Source organism: Mesorhizobium sp. M1004 (genome assembly GCF_040318795.1).
GTDB lineage: Bacteria > Pseudomonadota > Alphaproteobacteria > Rhizobiales > Rhizobiaceae > Mesorhizobium.
In genome coordinates this window covers 236,875-253,686 of sequence record NZ_JAMYNB010000009.1, presented here as the reverse complement: position 1 = coordinate 253,686, position 16,812 = coordinate 236,875, and the positions used below count along the sequence as shown (strand labels likewise).

17 protein-coding genes and 1 pseudogene are annotated in these 16,812 nt (G+C 62.2%); 17 read left to right on the top strand and 1 reads right to left on the bottom strand.

All coding sequences use genetic code 11. From position 1 onward, the window contains the following. Positions 1-107 precede the first annotated feature (107 nt). From ccoG to NKH54_RS20150, 8 genes are all read left to right on the top strand, one after another. Entirely contained in the window at positions 108-1,667 is a 1,560-nt protein-coding gene (ccoG, locus tag NKH54_RS20185; protein ID WP_352713632.1) for a cytochrome c oxidase accessory protein CcoG, read from the top strand. After that, complete coding sequence (locus NKH54_RS20180) at positions 1,664-2,161, top strand: FixH family protein (protein ID WP_352539095.1); 498 nt, start codon at positions 1,664-1,666, stop codon at positions 2,159-2,161. The genes ccoG and NKH54_RS20180 overlap by 4 nt, the downstream gene beginning before the upstream one ends. Beyond that, a complete protein-coding gene (locus tag NKH54_RS20175; protein ID WP_352539094.1) occupies positions 2,158-4,446 on the top strand; it encodes a cation-translocating P-type ATPase in 2,289 nt (762 codons plus the stop codon). Before NKH54_RS20180 ends, NKH54_RS20175 begins: the two co-directional genes overlap by 4 nt. Beyond that, the gene (gene ccoS, locus NKH54_RS20170) at positions 4,443-4,613 is read left to right on the top strand and encodes a cbb3-type cytochrome oxidase assembly protein CcoS (protein ID WP_023697810.1); all 171 of its coding nucleotides are present in this window, start codon (positions 4,443-4,445) and stop codon (positions 4,611-4,613) included. The genes NKH54_RS20175 and ccoS (NKH54_RS20170) overlap by 4 nt, the downstream gene beginning before the upstream one ends. Positions 4,614-4,679: 66 nt before the next feature. Next, a complete protein-coding gene (locus NKH54_RS20165; protein ID WP_352539093.1) occupies positions 4,680-5,447 on the top strand; it encodes a CBS domain-containing protein in 768 nt (255 codons plus the stop codon). 101 nt (positions 5,448-5,548) lie between these two features. Next, positions 5,549-5,665: a cbb3-type cytochrome oxidase assembly protein CcoS gene (ccoS, locus tag NKH54_RS20160; RefSeq protein ID WP_352886926.1), complete on the top strand. Its 117-nt coding sequence runs from the start codon at positions 5,549-5,551 to the stop codon at positions 5,663-5,665. Positions 5,666-6,081: 416 nt separating this feature from the next. Further along, positions 6,082-7,263 carry a 5-demethoxyubiquinol-8 5-hydroxylase UbiM gene (gene ubiM, locus NKH54_RS20155; RefSeq protein ID WP_023808102.1) on the top strand — a complete coding sequence of 394 codons (1,182 nt, stop codon included), beginning with the start codon at positions 6,082-6,084 and terminating at the stop codon, positions 7,261-7,263. Positions 7,264-7,556: 293 nt separating this feature from the next. Then, a complete protein-coding gene (locus tag NKH54_RS20150) occupies positions 7,557-9,467 on the top strand; it encodes a putative bifunctional diguanylate cyclase/phosphodiesterase (protein WP_352539092.1) in 1,911 nt (636 codons plus the stop codon). 94 nt (positions 9,468-9,561) lie between these two features. Here the strand turns inward: NKH54_RS20150 and NKH54_RS20145 are convergent, their stop codons facing one another. Beyond that, positions 9,562-9,843, bottom strand: coding sequence for a DNA -binding domain-containing protein (locus tag NKH54_RS20145; protein ID WP_081726268.1), 282 nt, complete (start codon positions 9,841-9,843; stop codon positions 9,562-9,564). Between the two features lie 104 nt (positions 9,844-9,947). Between NKH54_RS20145 and NKH54_RS20140 the strand changes: the two genes are divergently transcribed. The 9 genes and pseudogenes from NKH54_RS20140 to NKH54_RS20100 all read left to right on the top strand — a co-directional run bounded on the left by NKH54_RS20140 (position 9,948) and on the right by NKH54_RS20100 (position 16,680). Further along, on the top strand, positions 9,948-10,181 hold the full coding sequence (locus NKH54_RS20140; protein WP_023708050.1) for a helix-turn-helix domain-containing protein: 234 nt from the start codon (positions 9,948-9,950) through the stop codon (positions 10,179-10,181). A 539-nt stretch (positions 10,182-10,720) separates the two neighbouring features. Next, complete coding sequence (locus tag NKH54_RS20135) at positions 10,721-11,683, top strand: ArdC family protein (protein WP_023753774.1); 963 nt, start codon at positions 10,721-10,723, stop codon at positions 11,681-11,683. A gap of 246 nt (positions 11,684-11,929) precedes the next feature. Next, positions 11,930-12,348 (top strand): annotated as a pseudogene (locus NKH54_RS20130) (DUF2958 domain-containing protein). A 79-nt stretch (positions 12,349-12,427) separates the two neighbouring features. Continuing rightward, on the top strand, positions 12,428-13,588 hold the full coding sequence (locus NKH54_RS20125; RefSeq protein ID WP_353028781.1) for a ParB/RepB/Spo0J family partition protein: 1,161 nt from the start codon (positions 12,428-12,430) through the stop codon (positions 13,586-13,588). Continuing rightward, positions 13,543-14,148 carry a hypothetical protein gene (locus NKH54_RS20120; RefSeq protein WP_353028780.1) on the top strand — a complete coding sequence of 202 codons (606 nt, stop codon included), beginning with the start codon at positions 13,543-13,545 and terminating at the stop codon, positions 14,146-14,148. The genes NKH54_RS20125 and NKH54_RS20120 overlap by 46 nt, the downstream gene beginning before the upstream one ends. 548 nt (positions 14,149-14,696) lie before the next feature. Next, on the top strand, positions 14,697-15,020 hold the full coding sequence (locus NKH54_RS20115) for a DUF736 domain-containing protein (RefSeq protein ID WP_023747246.1): 324 nt from the start codon (positions 14,697-14,699) through the stop codon (positions 15,018-15,020). A gap of 171 nt (positions 15,021-15,191) precedes the next feature. Further along, positions 15,192-15,461, top strand: coding sequence for a helix-turn-helix transcriptional regulator (locus tag NKH54_RS20110; protein ID WP_023672373.1), 270 nt, complete (start codon positions 15,192-15,194; stop codon positions 15,459-15,461). Then, positions 15,458-16,006 carry a S26 family signal peptidase gene (locus tag NKH54_RS20105; RefSeq protein ID WP_023750576.1) on the top strand — a complete coding sequence of 183 codons (549 nt, stop codon included), beginning with the start codon at positions 15,458-15,460 and terminating at the stop codon, positions 16,004-16,006. Before NKH54_RS20110 ends, NKH54_RS20105 begins: the two co-directional genes overlap by 4 nt. Further along, complete coding sequence (locus NKH54_RS20100) at positions 15,994-16,680, top strand: lytic transglycosylase domain-containing protein (RefSeq protein ID WP_023704126.1); 687 nt, start codon at positions 15,994-15,996, stop codon at positions 16,678-16,680. Before NKH54_RS20105 ends, NKH54_RS20100 begins: the two co-directional genes overlap by 13 nt. The last annotated feature ends 132 nt before the right edge of the window (positions 16,681-16,812 follow it).

Sequence of the window (16,812 nt, the reverse complement as noted above, 5' to 3'; positions counted from 1 at the left end):
TCCCCCTCCCGCTAAGCGACGAGGCCCGGCGCAAGCCGGGCCTCGGCATCATCCAGAACCGATGAGTCGGCTTCCGGCGAAATCGTCGCTGGTGACTGGAGCTTCTCGTGCTCGATAACACGCAAATAGAACGGATCGAACCCACGACGTTCAACTCCGCCAAGGTGCGCCAGCCAATGTATGCCGCGCGCAGGAAGATCTTCCCGAAGCGGGCCTCGGGCAGCTTTCGCCGATTCAAATGGATCGTGATGGCGATCACGCTCGGCATCTACTATCTGACGCCGTGGCTGCGCTGGGATCGGGGCTCGTTTAGCCCGGACCAGGCCGTGCTGCTCGATGTCGCCAACCGGCGCTTCTATTTCTTCTTCATCGAGATATGGCCCCAGGAATTCTACTATGTCGCCGGCCTTCTGGTCATGGCCGGCGTCGGTCTTTTCCTGATCACATCGACTGTTGGCCGTGCCTGGTGTGGCTACACATGCCCACAGACCGTATGGGTCGATCTGTTCCTGGTCGTCGAGCGCGCGATCGAGGGCGACCGCAACGCACGCATCAAGCTCGATGCCGGTCCTTGGACCACTCGTAAGCTTGTGCTGCGGGCATCGAAACACGTCATCTGGCTGGTCATAGCCGCAGCGACTGGTGGCGCATGGATCTTCTATTTCGCCGATGCGCCGACGCTGCTCGGCGAACTCTTCACCGGCACGGCAGCGCCTGTCGCCTACATCACCGTCGCGGTCCTGACGGCGACGACCTACACGTTTGGCGGGCTGATGCGCGAACAGGTCTGCACCTATATGTGCCCATGGCCGCGCATCCAGGCAGCCATGCTCGACGAGAGCTCGCTCACCGTCACCTACAATGACTGGCGCGGCGAACCGCGCACGCGTCACGCCAAGAAGGTTCTTGCCGCAGGGCATCCCGTCGGCGATTGCGTCGACTGCAATGCCTGTGTCGCCGTCTGTCCGATGGGGATCGACATACGCGACGGTCAGCAACTCGAATGCATCACCTGCGCGCTCTGCATCGATGCCTGTGACGGCGTCATGGACAAGCTCGGCAAAGCGCGAGGACTGATCTCCTACGCGACGCTCTCCGACTACAACGCCAACATGATGCTGGCCACCGCAGGCGGCGCCAGCTCGGTCGATCCATCACTGGTCAGGACGGATGACGGCGTGTTTTCGGACAGGGTGGCGCATTTCCATATCCGCAAGATCTTTCGGCCACGAACCTATGTCTACATGGCCATGTGGTCGCTGATCGGGCTGGGCCTGCTCTTTTCGCTGCTGACGCGCGACCGGCTCGAAATCAATGTCCTGCACGACCGCAACCCGCAATTCGTGACGCTCTCGGACGGCTCGATCCGCAATGGCTATACCGTCAAGCTCTTGAACATGATCCCCGAACCGAGAACGATTATCGTCACCCTCGGGGGTTTGCCAGGCGCGGAGATGAGCATCGTTGGCGTCGATCTCCCCGCCGATCGCTCCTTTGCAGTCCAGGTCGAACCCGACCGGCTGAAGATGTTGAAGGTTTTCGTGCGCCTGCCCGCCGACCAGATTCATGGCCAGGCGCAGACCTTCACATTCCGGGTCGAAGACAAGGTCAGCTTCGAGTCCAACGAATACACCGCCACCTTCAACTCGCCGGAGATCGCCAGATGAACGCCACCACGCGAAACCCCCGCGAGTTCACCGGCAGGCACATGTTGGCCACGATCCTTGCCTTTTTCGGCGTGGTCATCGCGGTCAATGTGACGATGGCGACGCTTGCCAACACAAGCTGGACCGGCCTTGTCGTCGAAAATACCTATGTGGCGAGCCAACAATTCAACAAGAAGGCCGAGGAAGGCCGTGCGCAGGCAGCGCTTGGCTGGACCGGCCAGTTGACCATCGCATGGGGCGAAGTCCGCTATCGCATCATCGACGCCGCGGGCAAACCGGTTTCCCTGCATGGCGTGAAGGTGCTGTTTCGCCATCCGGCTTACGAGAAAGAGGATGAGTCCGTCACGCTCGCCCTGGTCTCTGGCCAGGAGTTTGCAGCACAACACGTGCCAAGGGATGGTGTCTGGATCATCGAAATAGACGCCGATGCCGGCCTGGCAAGACCTTATCGCGACGTGCGCAGGGTCATGATTTCCCAAGGGGTGCTGAAATGAGCTGCTGCGCGCCGGGCGCTGAAATGGCGCTGGATCTGGTCAGCCCCGCTTCGGTCCTGCCGTCAAGCCAGGAGGTCAGGCTGGCGAGCCGGTCGCTGGGCGATGACCTTCATCAGACCGACCTGTCGGTACCGACGGTTCACTGCGGCGCCTGCATCCAGATGATCGAGACCGCGTTGGGAAAGCTCAATCACGTCCAGGCCGCCCGCGTCAACCTTTCAACGAAGCGGGTCTCGGTCCAGTGGCGCGGCGATGAGGTTCCACCATTGGTCGCAGTGCTCGGGCGCCTGGGCTACCAGGCACATCTGTTCGAAGCCGACACCGATGCGAAGGACAGGACGTTATCGGAGCTCATCCGCGCCGTCGCCGTTGCCGGCTTTGCGGCGGGCAACATCATGCTGCTCTCGGTATCGGTCTGGTCCGGCGCCGAAGGCGCCACGCGCGATTTGTTCCACTGGGTCTCGGCGCTCATCGCCATTCCCGCCCTCGCCTTTGCCGGCGGGATCTTCTTCAAATCGGCGTGGACTGCGCTGCGCCACGGCCGCATGAACATGGACGTGCCGATCGCCGTCGGCGTGTCGCTGGCCTACGCCATGAGCCTCTATGAGACGATCACCCATGGCGACCACGCCTATTTCGACGCGTCGGTATCGCTGCTGTTCTTCCTGTTGATCGGCCGCACGCTCGATCACGTGATGCGCGAACGCGCGCGGACCGCGGTAAAGAACCTGTCACAGTTGGCTGCGCGTGGCGCCATGGTGCTGCGCGGCGATGGCGCACGGGACTATTTGCCGGTTGGCGAAATCGAACCGGGGATGCAACTGCTCATTGCAGCCGGCGAGAGAATCCCCGTCGACAGCACGATCGTTCATGGAGCGTCGGATCTTGACTGCTCACTGGTCACTGGCGAGAGCACGCCGCGAAACGTCGCGCCAGGGGAGATTGTGCAGGCCGGTGTCCTCAACCTCACCGGTCCGCTGACGATTGAGGCGACAGCGGCCGCCAAGGATTCGTTCCTGGCGGAAATGGTTCGGTTGATGGAGGCCGCCGAAGGTGGTCGCGCCCGGTATCGCCGTATCGCCGACCGCGTGTCGGCACTCTACGCGCCCGTGGTTCATCTCACCGCCTTGGCAACCTTCCTGGGCTGGATGGCGGTGACTGGCGACTGGCACCGGGCGATGACGATCGCAATCGCTGTTCTCATCATCACATGCCCGTGCGCGCTTGGCCTCGCCGTTCCAATCGTTCAGGTGGTGGCCGCGCGGCGCCTGTTCGAAAACGGCATCATGGTCAAGGACGGCTCGGCCATGGAGCGCCTGGCAACGATCGATACAGCCGTGTTCGACAAGACCGGCACGCTCACGCTTGGCCAGCCCAGGCTCGTCAACACGTCGTCGATCGATCCCGCCATGCTGGCAATCGCTGCCGACTTGGCCGCGCATTCGCGTCATCCATATTCAAAGGCCATTGCCGGCTTTGCCGTCAGCAGCAGCCAGCACAAATTCGATGCGGTGACCGAGCACCCGGGTTTCGGGATCGAAGCCACCGCCGCCGGTATCACCTGGCGGCTGGGTCGACGCGGATGGGCTGGCTGGAAGGCTCGAACCGGCGGCGAAGGCAAACATGGCTACGGCGGAACAGTCCTGACGAAAAACGGCATGATTGTGGCATCCTTCGTTTTCGAGGATGCGCTGCGCCTCGACACCAGGGCAGCGATCGATCAACTGCGCAACGCTGGTATGTGCGTGGAAATGCTGTCGGGCGATACCGCCAAAGGCTGCGCCGAGGTTGCGGACGTGCTTGGTGTCGATGACTTCGTTCCCTGCCTGCTACCGTCCGGCAAGGTTGAACGCATCGAGAGCCTGGCGAGAGACGGGCACAAGGTTCTGATGGTTGGCGACGGGCTCAACGACACGCCGGCGCTGAGCGCCGCGCATGTCTCGATCGCACCCGCCACCGCCGCCGACATTGGCCGCAATGCAGCCGACTTCGTTTTTCTGCGCGAAAGCCTCTTGGCGATCCCGCTGGCGCTGGACGTGTCGCGCAAGGCGGGAAGCCTGATCCGACAGAACATAACAATTGCTATCGTTTACAATGCTGTGGCCGTGCCGATCGCCATTCTGGGTCATGTTACGCCTCTGATCGCGGCGGTCGCGATGTCTGCCTCGTCATTGCTTGTGATTGGAAATGCGATGCGTCTGCAAGGCTTCCCAACGGGTGCGTCGTCCGAAACTGCGCGGCAGGACAGGCCCGCGCGGGCCGGCGCCTTGGCCCGATCCTCATGACGACGCTCGCCTATCTCATTCCGGTGGCGCTGTTCCTTGGCGCACTCGGCCTGTCCGGCTTCCTGTGGGCATTGAGAAGCGGCCAGTACGACGATCTCGATGGCGCGGCGGAGCGCATTCTTATCGACCGCGACGACGGCGCGGAGAATCCTCCTCGTTCCAAGTGACTTAGATCAAAGCGCCGCGCGTCGGGATGCCCCATCGTCGTCCGACGTAAGATCAGGAGGGTGAGGATGCAAGCCGAAGCCATCATGACGAAGCCAGTCATCACGACGGATGCGAACGCGACGATCGCCGAAGCGGCCGAGCTCATGCTTTCAAACAAAGTCAGCTGCCTCCCGGTAACGGACAGCGACGGTGCCCTGGTTGGCATTGTAAGCAAAAGCGACTTCTTGCGCCGAGAGGAACTTGGGACCCAGCGTGTGCGTCCGCGCTGGCTGGAGTTTGATCTTGGCCCGGGCACAGTCGCCGAAGACTATGTGCGCTCGAACGGACGGATCATCCATCAGGTGATGACCACACCCGTCATCTCGGCGCCTCCTGGCGCCTCGATTGCAGATATTGTCGACTTGATGATGCAACACCGCATCAACAATGTGCCGATTGTCGATCAGGAAAGGGTCGTCGGCATCATCACGCGAACTGATTTGCTGCCTGTCCTGATCCGCGCAATGCCGAAACAGGGCACCACGCCACCCGATGACGACCTGATCCGCAAGGCCATACTTGCCGAGCTGCAGGGACAATCGTGGAGCGGTGGTGACTTGATTGATGTTAGGGTCAGCGACGGCCTCGTCGAACTGACCGGGGCGATTGTCGACGAGCGTCAGCGGAAGGCTGCGATCGTTGCGGCTGAGAAGGTTGCCGGCGTCGGGCAAGTCAAGGACGGCCTCCTCCTCAGTACGGATCCGTTCGGTGACGGTTTCATAGCTGCGGAAAAAGCGGGGACGCGGAGCAGAGTCCCTTTGGTTCTGCTCCCTTCCCACATCACTTGGACATGAGGCCGTCGGCGAGTTGCTTCGGCGTATAGCGCCCGTCATGGTTGGCGAGCACGCTGTCGGCAGCGAAGACGCCCGTCCTGAGGGAATGCGATGGCCGCTGCCTGTTTTGGTGGGGCTTGGACCGGGGCTTCCTGTGGATCTTGACGAGCGGCCAATACGAAGATCTCGACGGCTCCGCCCAGCGGATCCTTATCGATCGGGAAGAGCCGCGAGGCTGAACCGGTCGGCGGCGTCAACGACTGTGCGGATGCTGGTCGTCATCGACCGAATCTTTAGCTGGATTGCCTCGTCATGATGATATCGGCGCGCGTGCGAAGAACGGATCAGCCACAACACGTTGCCGAACCTTTGGGTAGGAGGGGCACGCGATTGGGAAGCCGACCATTCAGAATGCCTAGACATGCAAACGTTTTCGCGGCAATCGACCACTCGACCGTGAACCCGCCGTTGCCGGGTTTGTCGAGCCTGGTTGATCCAGATCAGCGTTATCTCTTAGTCGGCGTGGTTTCATTGACCATGCTTCCAACGGAGAACGCATGTCTATCGACGCTGGGGAGATGAGCGGCAAACCGTGGGTGATTGCGATGCTTCAAGAGCGCTTCGTATCGCAGATAGCCGCTATGGCGGCACGCTGATGGCCGGCTCTGTCGACACATTCGACATCATTGTTGTCGGAGCTGGCCCGGTCGGACTTGCCTTCGCAGCATCGCTCGCCCGGAGCCGACTCAAGGTGGCAGTGGTTGAACGGCAGTCGCTCGACAGCCTGGCGAATCCGGCTTTCGACGGTCGCGAGATCGCGCTGACCCACGCATCAGTGAGAATCCTTCGCGAGCTCGGCGCCTGGGATGCCATCCCCGCATCGGACAAATCACCGCTTCATGGCGCGCGCGTGCTCAACGGGTCGAGCCCTTTCGCCCTGTGCTTCGATACTCCCAGCGGATCTGGGGAACCACTCGGATTTCTGGTCCCAAATTGTCGGATCCGCGATGCCCTGTTCAAAGTTGTCTACTTCCAGGATCATGCCCGGCTGCTGTGCGGCAACTCGGTCGTCAATGCAACAACCAGCGACGACGAGGCGGTCATAGCGCTTTCTGATGGCAGGCAATTGGCCGCTCGGCTGCTCGTCGCAGCGGATTCGCGTTTGTCCGCGATGCGCGACCTGCTCGGCATTGGCGCCAACATCCATCCGCTTGGCCACTCCATGCTGATTTGCCGAGTGAGGCACGAGCGCTTCCATCACCAGATCGCGGTCGAATGGTTCGACCACCATCAGACCATAGCGATGTTGCCGCTCATGGAAGGCGTGTCGTCGCTGCTTCTGACTTTGCGCTCAATCGAGGCCGATAGACTGTCTGTTCTCGATGACGAATTGTTCCTCATGGAATTGATGAACCGGTGTCGAGGACGCCTCGGGCAGATGACCCTGGCAAGCACCCGCCATGCCTATCCGCTGGTCACGACCTGGGCGCACAAGTTCTCGGCACCGAGTGCGGCACTGATAGGAGACGCTGCCATCGGCATGCACCCCGTGACCGCGCATGGCTTCAACATAGGCCTAAGCGGCCAGAAGCAACTCGCTCATAAAATACTGACAGCATGTCGCGCCCGCCGCGACATTGCCGATCCCGACATGCTCGGCAGATACGAAAACCGGCTGCGGCTGTCGGCGGCGCCGCTCTATCATGCCACCAACATGCTTGTCGGTCTTTACTCAAGCGAGCACCCGGCGGCACGGCTTGCAAGACATGCTGGGCTCCGCTTTGCCCAACATCTTCCCTTTGTCCGCCATGGCATTTCGGCCATGCTCAGGCGGTGAATCGCACAGAGCGCTACCGCTCTGGAGCGCTGTCTCGGCGCGGCTTCTTTGTCTTGCTCGCTCGCAGCGTCGCGGGCAAGGCTGCTTCCTGGTGACGTTGCCGATCATGGCATGACTCGGATCAAGGCACGCGCGCGGGCGAAACCTTGATGATTCGGCAATGCTAAGCCAAAGGTGTGACCCGAAGCATGGTGAGCGCACTGGTTACCCTCGCTGGGTAGTTAACCCGTCCTTCAGTGGGCTTGCATAGGTTTGGTCCTCGCGAACAATGACGCAAGCAAGCTGGTCCATTCATGGCACCCCTAAAGAAAGAAGAATCGCTGGAGGCCAAAATCCGTCAGGATCAGCTTGCTGACCTGAGGGCCGGGCTCTTCGTGTCGATGCCGATAAGCGCGATCCTGTCAGGCCTGATTTGCGGGGTGCAGGCCCTTTCTGGCGGCGGCTTTGCCGCTGCAAGCTGGTTCCTGGTCGTCAATGCGCTAAATGCCGCCCGGCTTGCACTCGCCCGTTTTCAGCTAAAGGAAACGGGGCGCAATCAGGATTTGCTTGGCGTTTTGCCGCGCCTTCGCATGTTTGGCGTCCTTGCCCTTCTGGCAGGGTTTGCCTGGTCCTTCCCGGCCGTGCTGACTGTTGGATACACAACACCTCAAGCACCGATGCATCTGGTCATACTGGCGGGCATTTCAGCTGGTGCGGTTACATATGGCAGCTCGTATGCCGCCGCGGCGACCAGCTTCATCACACCTCCACTCCTCATCACGGTGGCGTGCCTTTTGGCGAAAGGCAATTTTGAACGCTACATTCTGGCTTTCACCGTTCTGCTCTTCATGGGCGGCTTGGTCCGAGCTTCGTTTGTTGGGCAGGCGCGCTTCCGCGAAGCAAGCCGCCTGAGACATGAGGCAGAGCGACTTGCGTCGGAAATGGAGCGCAACTCCAGGGAGGACCATTTGACCGCCCTTCTCAACAGGCGGGGCCTTGAACACGCCATCGGTCGGTTCAAGACCGCGGATGGCCCCTTCGTGGCAATGCTGATTGATCTGGACGGCTTTAAATCTGTCAACGACACCTACGGTCACAGGACCGGTGATGAACTGCTTGTCATGATCGCCCGCCGCATAGAGCAGGAAGCACCGGAAGGCTCAACGCTAGCTCGTATTGGCGGCGATGAATTCGTGCTGGTTTTTCCCTCAACGAGAGCTTCGCTTTCTGCCAGTGATCTCGCCTCCAATATCATAGCCAAAATTGCTCGCCCCTATATCGGGGTCGCGTCCGTGCGCGTCGGGGCATCGATAGGGATATACTTGGCACAGACGTCGAGCCTGACTGAAATGCTGTTGCGGGCCGATATCGCCCTTTATACGGCCAAGCGCCATGGCAGGAACGAATTTTGCCTGTTCGATGCCGAACTCGACCGGGAACTCCAACGCCGCCAGTCCATCGAACGGGACCTTCATTCGGCGATAAAGACGGGAAGATTGCAACCTTGGTTCCAGCCGATCGTGAAACTCGACACCGAGGCCGTGGTCGGTTTTGAAGCCTTGCTGAGATGGTCCCATCCGACACATGGTGCCATCTCTCCACCCGAAATCATCACAGCCGCACGCGAAACCGGAATGCTTCAGCTGCTGACGCAAACCGTATTCGCCGACTGTTGTGCTTTTATCGACGGCTTGGTGAAAGCTGACTGTCGTAACATTCGTGTGGCGATGAATGTTTCCCCGCGCGAACTGGAAGCCGGCGATATCGACGACATGGTTCTGGATGGTCTGGCCGCAAGAGGCCTGCCTGCGACGATGTTCGAAATCGAGATTACCGAAGAATCGCCGGTGGACCCGGACAGAGTGGATGAAAAGCTCGGACGGCTTTCACATGCCGGTATTTCCATCGCGCTCGACGACTTCGGCACCGGCTTTTCTACCTTGGCATCTCTCAAGGACCGTCGGATACGCAAGGTGAAAATAGACCAGGGCTTCATTCGCGGCTTGGCCAAGTCCCGAGAGGACCGACTGCTTGTCAAATCGGTCATTGAACTCGGTGAGATGCTCGGGATCGACGTCATGGCCGAGGGCGTCGAAACAGAGGCGGATCGGCAAACCCTGCACAAGCTTGGCTGCCGAACCGCTCAAGGCTTCCTCTTCTCCAAGGCTGTGCCTTTGATGCAAGCACTGGAAGTGGCAGTCAAACAGCACGCGAACCAGTTGTGACCGCTCCCGCCGCGCCGGCTGTCGCGGCCGTGCGCTGCCGAATTTGGCTACAGAGACTTGCCTGATCGAAACACGTGGCAGTGGGCGTTGTGCATCAGCCGGCGAACAGTTCCTTGTAGCCGGTCGTCACCATCCAGTTCGCACGGTCGATATGGCTGCGAAGAGCTTTGCGGGCGCGGACCGGGTCAATGGACGGGTCGATGCCGAGAATGCGCTCGGCCATCTCCTTTTCGCTGGCATTGTCGGCGCAGGCATCCAGGATCCGCAGGTAGATCGTGAAATGCTCCCTGTCGTAGCTCGTGAGGTTCTCCGACCAGGGGACTTCATCGCTCAAACTTGAGCTTCGAGTCTCATCCGTTCCCATTGGTCCATTCATGCCTGCGAACCTCGCCTGTGAGCGCAGGCAGTATATCCCAAAATGGGATAATCCGAAACCGGGATTAGTCGCTGATCCGGTCTTTACCCGACCGGTTCGCCTCCATGCCCAAATCCCTTCGATCGCCCCGCCACCAGCGGTTCCTGGCCCGGCTGGTTTTGCTGCGCAAGGCCAAAGGCCTGACCCAGAAGCAGCTGGCTGACAAGCTTGGTCGTCCCCAATCCTTCGTGGCCAAGTACGAGGGCGCAGAGCGGCGTCTCGATGTCATCGAGTTTCTCGACATAACTGCGGCCCTTGACGCTGATCCGTGCGAGATTCTCTCCAGCCTCCGGTCCTAGCGGGCGCGCCGCATCTATCATGATCACGGACAGGAATATTGAGTGGGACAACGCCTCAATTTGTTGAAAGGCGAGCGCTGGTTTTCGGAGGAAGCCGCGCGCACGGCGCCGATGCCTTTTGGTTCTCGACGTAACTGCGGCGCCTGACCATGTGCGAAAAAACTTGGCGGGCGCCCGCGCGCCTGACGACGCGCACCAGGTGCTCGTGAACCGAGCCCGCTTTTCTTCGGCAAGCTCAGGCGGTCTCGGCCATTCGGCTTCGCCCCTTGGCGTGGGCAGCCCTTCGGGCTGTGACGGCCGCCGCCCTTGCGGGCGGCGCGGTTTGTCTGTTGGCCTTTCCCGGTGGCGCGGGGCGGGCGGCACTCCCTTCTAGACCCGCCGCGGCAGCCCGCAACCCTTCGCGTGCCGCTCAGGGTCCTCCTCTTCGTTCCGGTCCTTCGGATGCGGTCCGCCTACCACGGCGGGCCTTTCCGGTCGCGACTCGCCGCCCACCCCGCTTCCGGGGAAAGGCGCGGCGATTGGCGAGCGGAGGATAACACATGCGTGCAAACAGCAAGCGTACCACCAGCGGAGAGGCTGGCGCAGGCAAGGGCAGGCGCCCAGGCGCAAGCCTCTATCAGGAGATCACCGACCGCATCATTGCCGAGCTGGAGCGCGGCACCGTGCCATGGGTCAAGCCATGGGGCAGCGCAAAAGCAGGCCTCGGCCTGCCGAGGAATGCGTCCACGGGGCGCACCTATTCCGGCATCAATATCCTCATCCTGTGGGGCGCCGTCATCGAGCGCAGCTATCCCAGCCAGAAATGGCTGACCTTCCGGCAGGCGCTTGCCCTGGGCGGCAATGTCAGGAAGGGCGAGCGCGGCACGACGATCGTGCATGCCGACCGCTTTGTCCCAAAGAACGAGAAGGAGCGCGCACGCCACGAGGGCGATGCACCACAGGCCGTGCCTTTTCTGAAGCGCTTTACCGTCTTCAATGTCGCGCAATGCGACAATCTTCCGGAACACCTCCATGCCCCTGCCGAGCCGCTGCCACAGTGCGAGATCGTGCCGCAGGCCGAGACGCTCATTCTCGCCAGCGGTGCGGATTTCAGGGTCGGCGGCGATCGCGCTTTCTACATGCCGTGCAGCGACCACATTCAGGTGCCGCCGCAGCCAGCGTTCCATCAGCAGATCGACTATTACCGGACCTGCTTTCACGAGCTAGGCCACTGGACCGGCCACCCGACGCGGCTTGCTCGCGACCTCTCCGGCTCGTTCGGCTCCAAGGCCTACGCGCGTGAAGAATTGGTCGCCGAAATCACTGCCGCCTTCGTCTGCAGCAATCTCGGCATCGAGCCGACCGTGCGTCACGCCGATTACATCGGCTCATGGCTGAAGGTGCTGCGCGAGGACAACCGCGCTATATTCCGTGCCGCCAGCCTAGCTTCGAAGGCCGCTGATTTCCTGTTTGGCCTTCCGGCCGATGCGGAAGGCGAGGCGCAAGAAGGCATTGCGGCATGACGATGCGCGACCTCAACTGACCGCGACCGAGCCGACGCCGCAAAGGAGCAGACGCTCATTCCCGGCGTCCAGCCGATCACCACGCGGGCAAACCCTCCTGATGGACGCGCCGATGTGTCCGCGCGCGGCGCAAAGCTGCTCGAGGTCGGTCTCTAATGGGGAGGCGGATCAGAGGAAGGTCCGGTGAACCTTTCTCCCGCCGGACGCAAGAAGTCAACGCGACCCGTTCTGACAAGGAGTCTTTCCATGATACTGATCACCAATCCACTGCGCGCACGACTGCTCGCCCATGGCGCCGCCGGCGCCGACATCGACCATTTTCCCGTTGTGAAACTGTTTAATCCGACAGGTGCCGCGACCTGGCTTCTGAGCGAACTCGACGCCGATGGCGACACTCTGTTCGGTCTTTGCGATCTCGGCTTCGGCTTCCCCGAACTTGGCAGCGTCAGTCTGGCCGAGCTTGCATCCGTAAAAGGTCCGCTTGGCCTCGGCATAGAGCGCGACCTGCTTTCCAAGCGCGCTTTCCGCTCTCCGTCTATGCCGAAGCCGCCCGCAGTTGCGGCCACGTCAGCGAGGCCGAGCGACTGCTGCGGCAAGCAGCAGACGCCCTATCAAAGCCCCATTCCGAGCTTCCGCCCGACACGGCGGAACAGCAGCGCCGATAGGCGCAAAAACCGTCCCGCCGCGCCGGTCTTCGGCCTCTGCGGCGGGGACAACCTTAACCAAAGCAAAAGGAGAGTAACCATGCAGCTTGCCCACATTCCCTTGGATCAGCTCAACATTTCCGCGCTCAACATGCGCCATGGAAAACGCGCGCCCGACATATCCGACATCCTGCCCTCCGTGCGTGCGCGCGGCGTGCTGGTGCCACTCCTTGTGCGGCCGAACGGCCAGCCGGAAACCTTCGAGATCGTCGCCGGCAGGCGGCGCTATTTCGCCGCGAAATCGCTTGCCGACGAGCGCGGCGAAGGCGATCCCTTGCCCTGCGCCATCATGGAGGACGGTGACGACGCCGATGCGCTGGAAGCTTCGCTGATCGAAAACCTCGCCCGCCTCGATCCTGACGAAGTATCGCAATGGGAGACGTTTTCGCGGCTTGTCAGGCAAGGCCGCACCGTTCCCGACATCGCTGTGACCTTCGGCATCACTGATCTCAAGGTCAAACGCATTCTGGCGCTTGGCGACCTCTTGCCCAAAATCCGCGAAGCCTATCGGCGCGAGGAGATCGATACCGAGACGGTGCGCCATCTCACCATGGCTTCCAAGGCGCAGCAGAAGGACTGGCTGGCACTCTGTGCCGATTCCGATCAATACGCGCCGCGTGGCTATCAGTTGAAGCAATGGCTGTTCGGCGGCCAGTCGATTTCCACCAAGGTGGCGCTGTTTGCCATCGAGGAGTATCCCGGCCTGATCACCTCGGACCTGTTCGGCGAGGACAGCTATTTCGCCGATGCCGACCTGTTCTGGCAAAAGCAGAACGAAGCGATTGCCACGAAACGCGACACCTATCTCAACGAGGGCTGGAGCGAGGTTGTGCTGCTGGAACCGGGCCAGTATTTCCACGCATGGGACCACGAGAAGACCCCGAAGAAGAAGGGCGGCAAAATAGTCATCACTGTCTCGCATCGCGGCGAGGTCGAGTGTCACGAGGGCTGGCTGTCACGCAAGGAAGCCCGCCGCGCCCGCGAGGGCGGCGAGCAAGAAGAAACAGCCGCCAAGCTGCCGCGCCCCGAAGTCACCGGCCCGATGCACAACTATATCGATCTGCATCGCCATGCCGCCGTGCGCGCGGCCATGCTCGACCATCCCGCCGTGGCGCTGCGCCTCGTGGTGGCGCACGCCATCACCGGTTCGGGCCTGTGGCAGGTGCGGCCGAGCCGCAGCGCGCAGCCAACGAGACGGTGACTGCCAGCCTTGCCGGCTGCAAGGCTGAAGCCGCATTCGGCAAAAAGCGGCGCGAGGTATTGGCCCTGCTCGGATCACCGGATGAGGATAGCTTGGTCGCCGGCGGCAATGGCGACGCCGTTGCTATCGCCGGCGTGTTCGCGCGCCTCTTGGCGCTCTGCGACGACGATGTCATGCGCGTTCTCACCCTTGTCATGGCCGAGACGCTTGCAGCCGGCAGCGCCGTCATCGAGGCGCTCGGCAACCACCTGAACGTCGACATGGGCATATGGTGGCAACCGGACGATGCCTTCTTCGACCTCTTGCGCGACAAGGAAATCGCCAATTCGATGCTGGCCGACGTCGGCGGCAAGCTGGTCGCGGACGGCAATGTCGCCGAGAAGGTCAAGACGCAAAAGAACATCATCCGCGACTTCCTGGCGGGCGAGAATGGCCGCCCCAGGGTCGAGACCTGGCTGCCGCGCTGGATGAAATTCCCGGCCGAAAGCTACACCAGCCGCGGCGGCTTCCGCACCGCCGATCAGTGGACACAGGTGCAGCCGCTGTTCGTGCGCGAATAGTCGATCAGGGCCCGAGCGGCGGTTCTCTCGATTACCGCCGCTCAGGTCGCGCGCGCCGCTACGGGCCACGCCGGCTGCCGATTGGGCGTCTTGTCGAGCCAGTGCCGCGCGCGAGAAATTCCGACGCCAGTTCGCCCCATTTCGGCAGCCCCGCACCGCGCCGGGTTGCTTGCTGAGGCGCCAAAGGCGCATGGGGCCAATTGTCCGATCCGGTTGCCGACAGAGCCCGCGAAACCGGCGCTCTGCATTGCCGCCGGCTTCTTGTGTCACCGATCGCCCCACCTGTCTCCATTGTGTCTCAGGGACTATTCCCCTGCGGCTGGCTTGTCGACCTATGGGCGGATCCGGCCCGCCCGAAACCCTTCGCCGGCAGCTTTTTTCCCCGCCGCCTGCGGCGGCTTCCTCGCGCCGCTTCGCTTCAAAAAAGCTGCCCGCGCGGGTCCTCCGCTATCGCTGCGGCCGTCCCGGTTCCGGCGGTCCGGACGCGCCCATCACGGTCCGCCATCGCAGGGGAATGGTCCCCTGCGAGCACCAAGAGGAGACTGGAAATGACCGCGATCGGATACGTCACCAAACAGGAAAACGGCGGCTACAAGGGCCAGCTCAAGACGCTCAGCGTCCGCGCCGACATCGATATCGTGCCCAATCAGGCAAAGAGCGCCGACACCCATCCCGACTTCCGGGTGCTGACGCAAGGGATCGAAGTGGGTGCGGGCTGGATCCGCACCGGCGAGACCTCCGGCAAGGACTATGTGAGCCTGTCGATTGCCGCCCCCGAGTTTGGCCCCCGCAAGCTCTACGCCAATCTCGGCCGCGCCGCCGGCCAGGATGACGACGACACTTACGCCATCATCTGGAACCCGGTCGACTGACCGGCCGATCCGGAAAGCCCCGCGCCGCCACCGGCGCGGGGCCTCTCTCAGGACCCGTGAGGCCGCCGAAGGGGGCGGCGAAAACTCGCCCCCCTACTCTTCGCCCGTCCCCAAAACGATCTCGCTCGCCGATCCTCGCCTTCGCTTGTCCGTAGCGAAACGAGGATCATCATGGACGACGAAAACGAACGCGCAGCCCGCGCCAAGAAGGGCAGTCCGTTTCTCAATACCGCGCAGGCGGCCTTCTATATCGGGCTGTCCCAGCGCACGCTGGAGAAGATGCGCCTCAAAGGCGGCGGCCCGCAATTCCGCAAACACGGCCGCTATGTCCGCTATCACATCGACGAACTCGACGATTGGTCGAAGGGGCACGCGCAGGAGACCGGGCCCGAGGACGGCGGGCACGATTCCGGCTCGGCCGGCGAGGGAGGCCGCTCATGAGCCGGCGTCCCACCATCCATCTGATCGGCAGCCATCTGCGGCGCATTCGGGCGCGCAAGACGATCGCCGTGGCCACGATGGGCCTTGCCCTGATCGGCTTCGCCGCCTTCGGCAAACCATCGCCCTGGCTGGTCTGGAACGCCTCGGCGAGTGCGCCGGTCGGCCTCTATCGCGTCGCGTCCGGATCGCCGGCTCTTGGTGATCTCGTACTCGTCCGCCCGCCAAGACCGGTCGTCGATCTGGCCGCCGAACGCTTCTATCTGCCCAGCAACGTGCCCATGGTCAAGCACCTTGCCGCGCTGCCTGGCGAGCATGTCTGCGCCTTCGGCGACGCCATCATCATCGGCGGCGAGATTGTCGCGCGCCGGCTTGCAACCGACACGCAGCACCGTCCGCTGCCTTGGTGGAATGCCTGCCGAAAGCTCGCCGATGCCGAGGTTTTCCTACTCGGCAGCGATAAAAATCGCTCGTTCGACAGCCGCTATTTCGGGCCGGTGCCGACCGAAAATATCATCGGGAGGCTCGTGCCGCTATGGACCGAGTGACCCTCCTGATGCTGGGCATGGTGTCTCTCGCACCATGCTCCTGTTCCGCGGCGACCAACACGAAGCCGGTCGTCATCTCCCATAGTCCGCAGCTTGCAAGATGGCAGCCCTTCGTAGCCGAAGCAAGCCGGCGTTTCAGCATTCCACAGACTTGGATTTATGCCGTCATGGATGCCGAAAGCCGGGGGCAGACAAGGCTCAATGGACGGCCGGTCACGTCGAGCGCCGGTGCCATTGGCCTGATGCAGGTGATGCCAGGCACCTACGAGGAGTTGCGCGCAGAGCTTGGCCTGGGAGCCGCCCCGCACGACCCTCGCGACAACATTCTGGCAGGCACTGCCTATCTGCGCGCCATGTATGACCGCTTCGGATTTCCAGGCCTGTTTGCAGCCTATAACGCCGGGCCGGAGCGCTACGAACAGCATTTGCAGCGTGGGCGGCCACTGCCCAGCGAGACGGTTTCGTATCTGGAAGAGGTCAAGGCGGCGGGCATTTCGGCCGCCGATATGGACGCGCTCACCGACAAATCCCGTTCCAAAAGCGCGCCGGGAATCCCTTCCGGGCAGTCGCTGTTTTTCCTCCGAAACGGTGTTTCCGTGACCGGCCCGAATGGCCACCTCCTGGTGCCGCTCGGATCGGAGCGAGCAAGGTCAGGCCGGCCGGATCGCAGGTGAGGGCAGCGGCTACCGCGGTTCGGGCGGGGGGCAGGGAGGCAGGTCCGCGGAAGGCAAGATAAAGGCATCGCCTCCTGAGGCGGCGAAGTGTTTGTCTGCACATCGTTTTCCCGGGAGGTTGCCTGCGGGTCC

Excerpts from the sequence above, each read along its gene's own strand:
- NKH54_RS20145 (WP_081726268.1), bottom strand. The coding sequence starts at position 9,843 with ATGAATGGACCAATGGGAACGGATGAGACTCGAAGCTCAAGTTTGAGC.
- NKH54_RS20180 (WP_352539095.1), top strand. The coding sequence starts at position 1,664 with ATGAACGCCACCACGCGAAACCCCCGCGAGTTCACCGGCAGGCACATG.
- NKH54_RS20110 (WP_023672373.1), top strand. The coding sequence starts at position 15,192 with ATGGACGACGAAAACGAACGCGCAGCCCGCGCCAAGAAGGGCAGTCCG.
- NKH54_RS20125 (WP_353028781.1), top strand. The coding sequence starts at position 12,428 with ATGCAGCTTGCCCACATTCCCTTGGATCAGCTCAACATTTCCGCGCTC.
- NKH54_RS20150 (WP_352539092.1), top strand. The coding sequence starts at position 7,557 with ATGGCACCCCTAAAGAAAGAAGAATCGCTGGAGGCCAAAATCCGTCAG.
- NKH54_RS20115 (WP_023747246.1), top strand. The coding sequence starts at position 14,697 with ATGACCGCGATCGGATACGTCACCAAACAGGAAAACGGCGGCTACAAG.
- NKH54_RS20140 (WP_023708050.1), top strand. The coding sequence starts at position 9,948 with ATGCCCAAATCCCTTCGATCGCCCCGCCACCAGCGGTTCCTGGCCCGG.
- NKH54_RS20175 (WP_352539094.1), top strand. The coding sequence starts at position 2,158 with ATGAGCTGCTGCGCGCCGGGCGCTGAAATGGCGCTGGATCTGGTCAGC.
- ubiM (WP_023808102.1), top strand. The coding sequence starts at position 6,082 with ATGGCCGGCTCTGTCGACACATTCGACATCATTGTTGTCGGAGCTGGC.
- NKH54_RS20100 (WP_023704126.1), top strand. The coding sequence starts at position 15,994 with ATGGACCGAGTGACCCTCCTGATGCTGGGCATGGTGTCTCTCGCACCA.
- NKH54_RS20165 (WP_352539093.1), top strand. The coding sequence starts at position 4,680 with ATGCAAGCCGAAGCCATCATGACGAAGCCAGTCATCACGACGGATGCG.
- NKH54_RS20135 (WP_023753774.1), top strand. The coding sequence starts at position 10,721 with ATGCGTGCAAACAGCAAGCGTACCACCAGCGGAGAGGCTGGCGCAGGC.
- ccoS (WP_023697810.1), top strand. The coding sequence starts at position 4,443 with ATGACGACGCTCGCCTATCTCATTCCGGTGGCGCTGTTCCTTGGCGCA.
- NKH54_RS20105 (WP_023750576.1), top strand. The coding sequence starts at position 15,458 with ATGAGCCGGCGTCCCACCATCCATCTGATCGGCAGCCATCTGCGGCGC.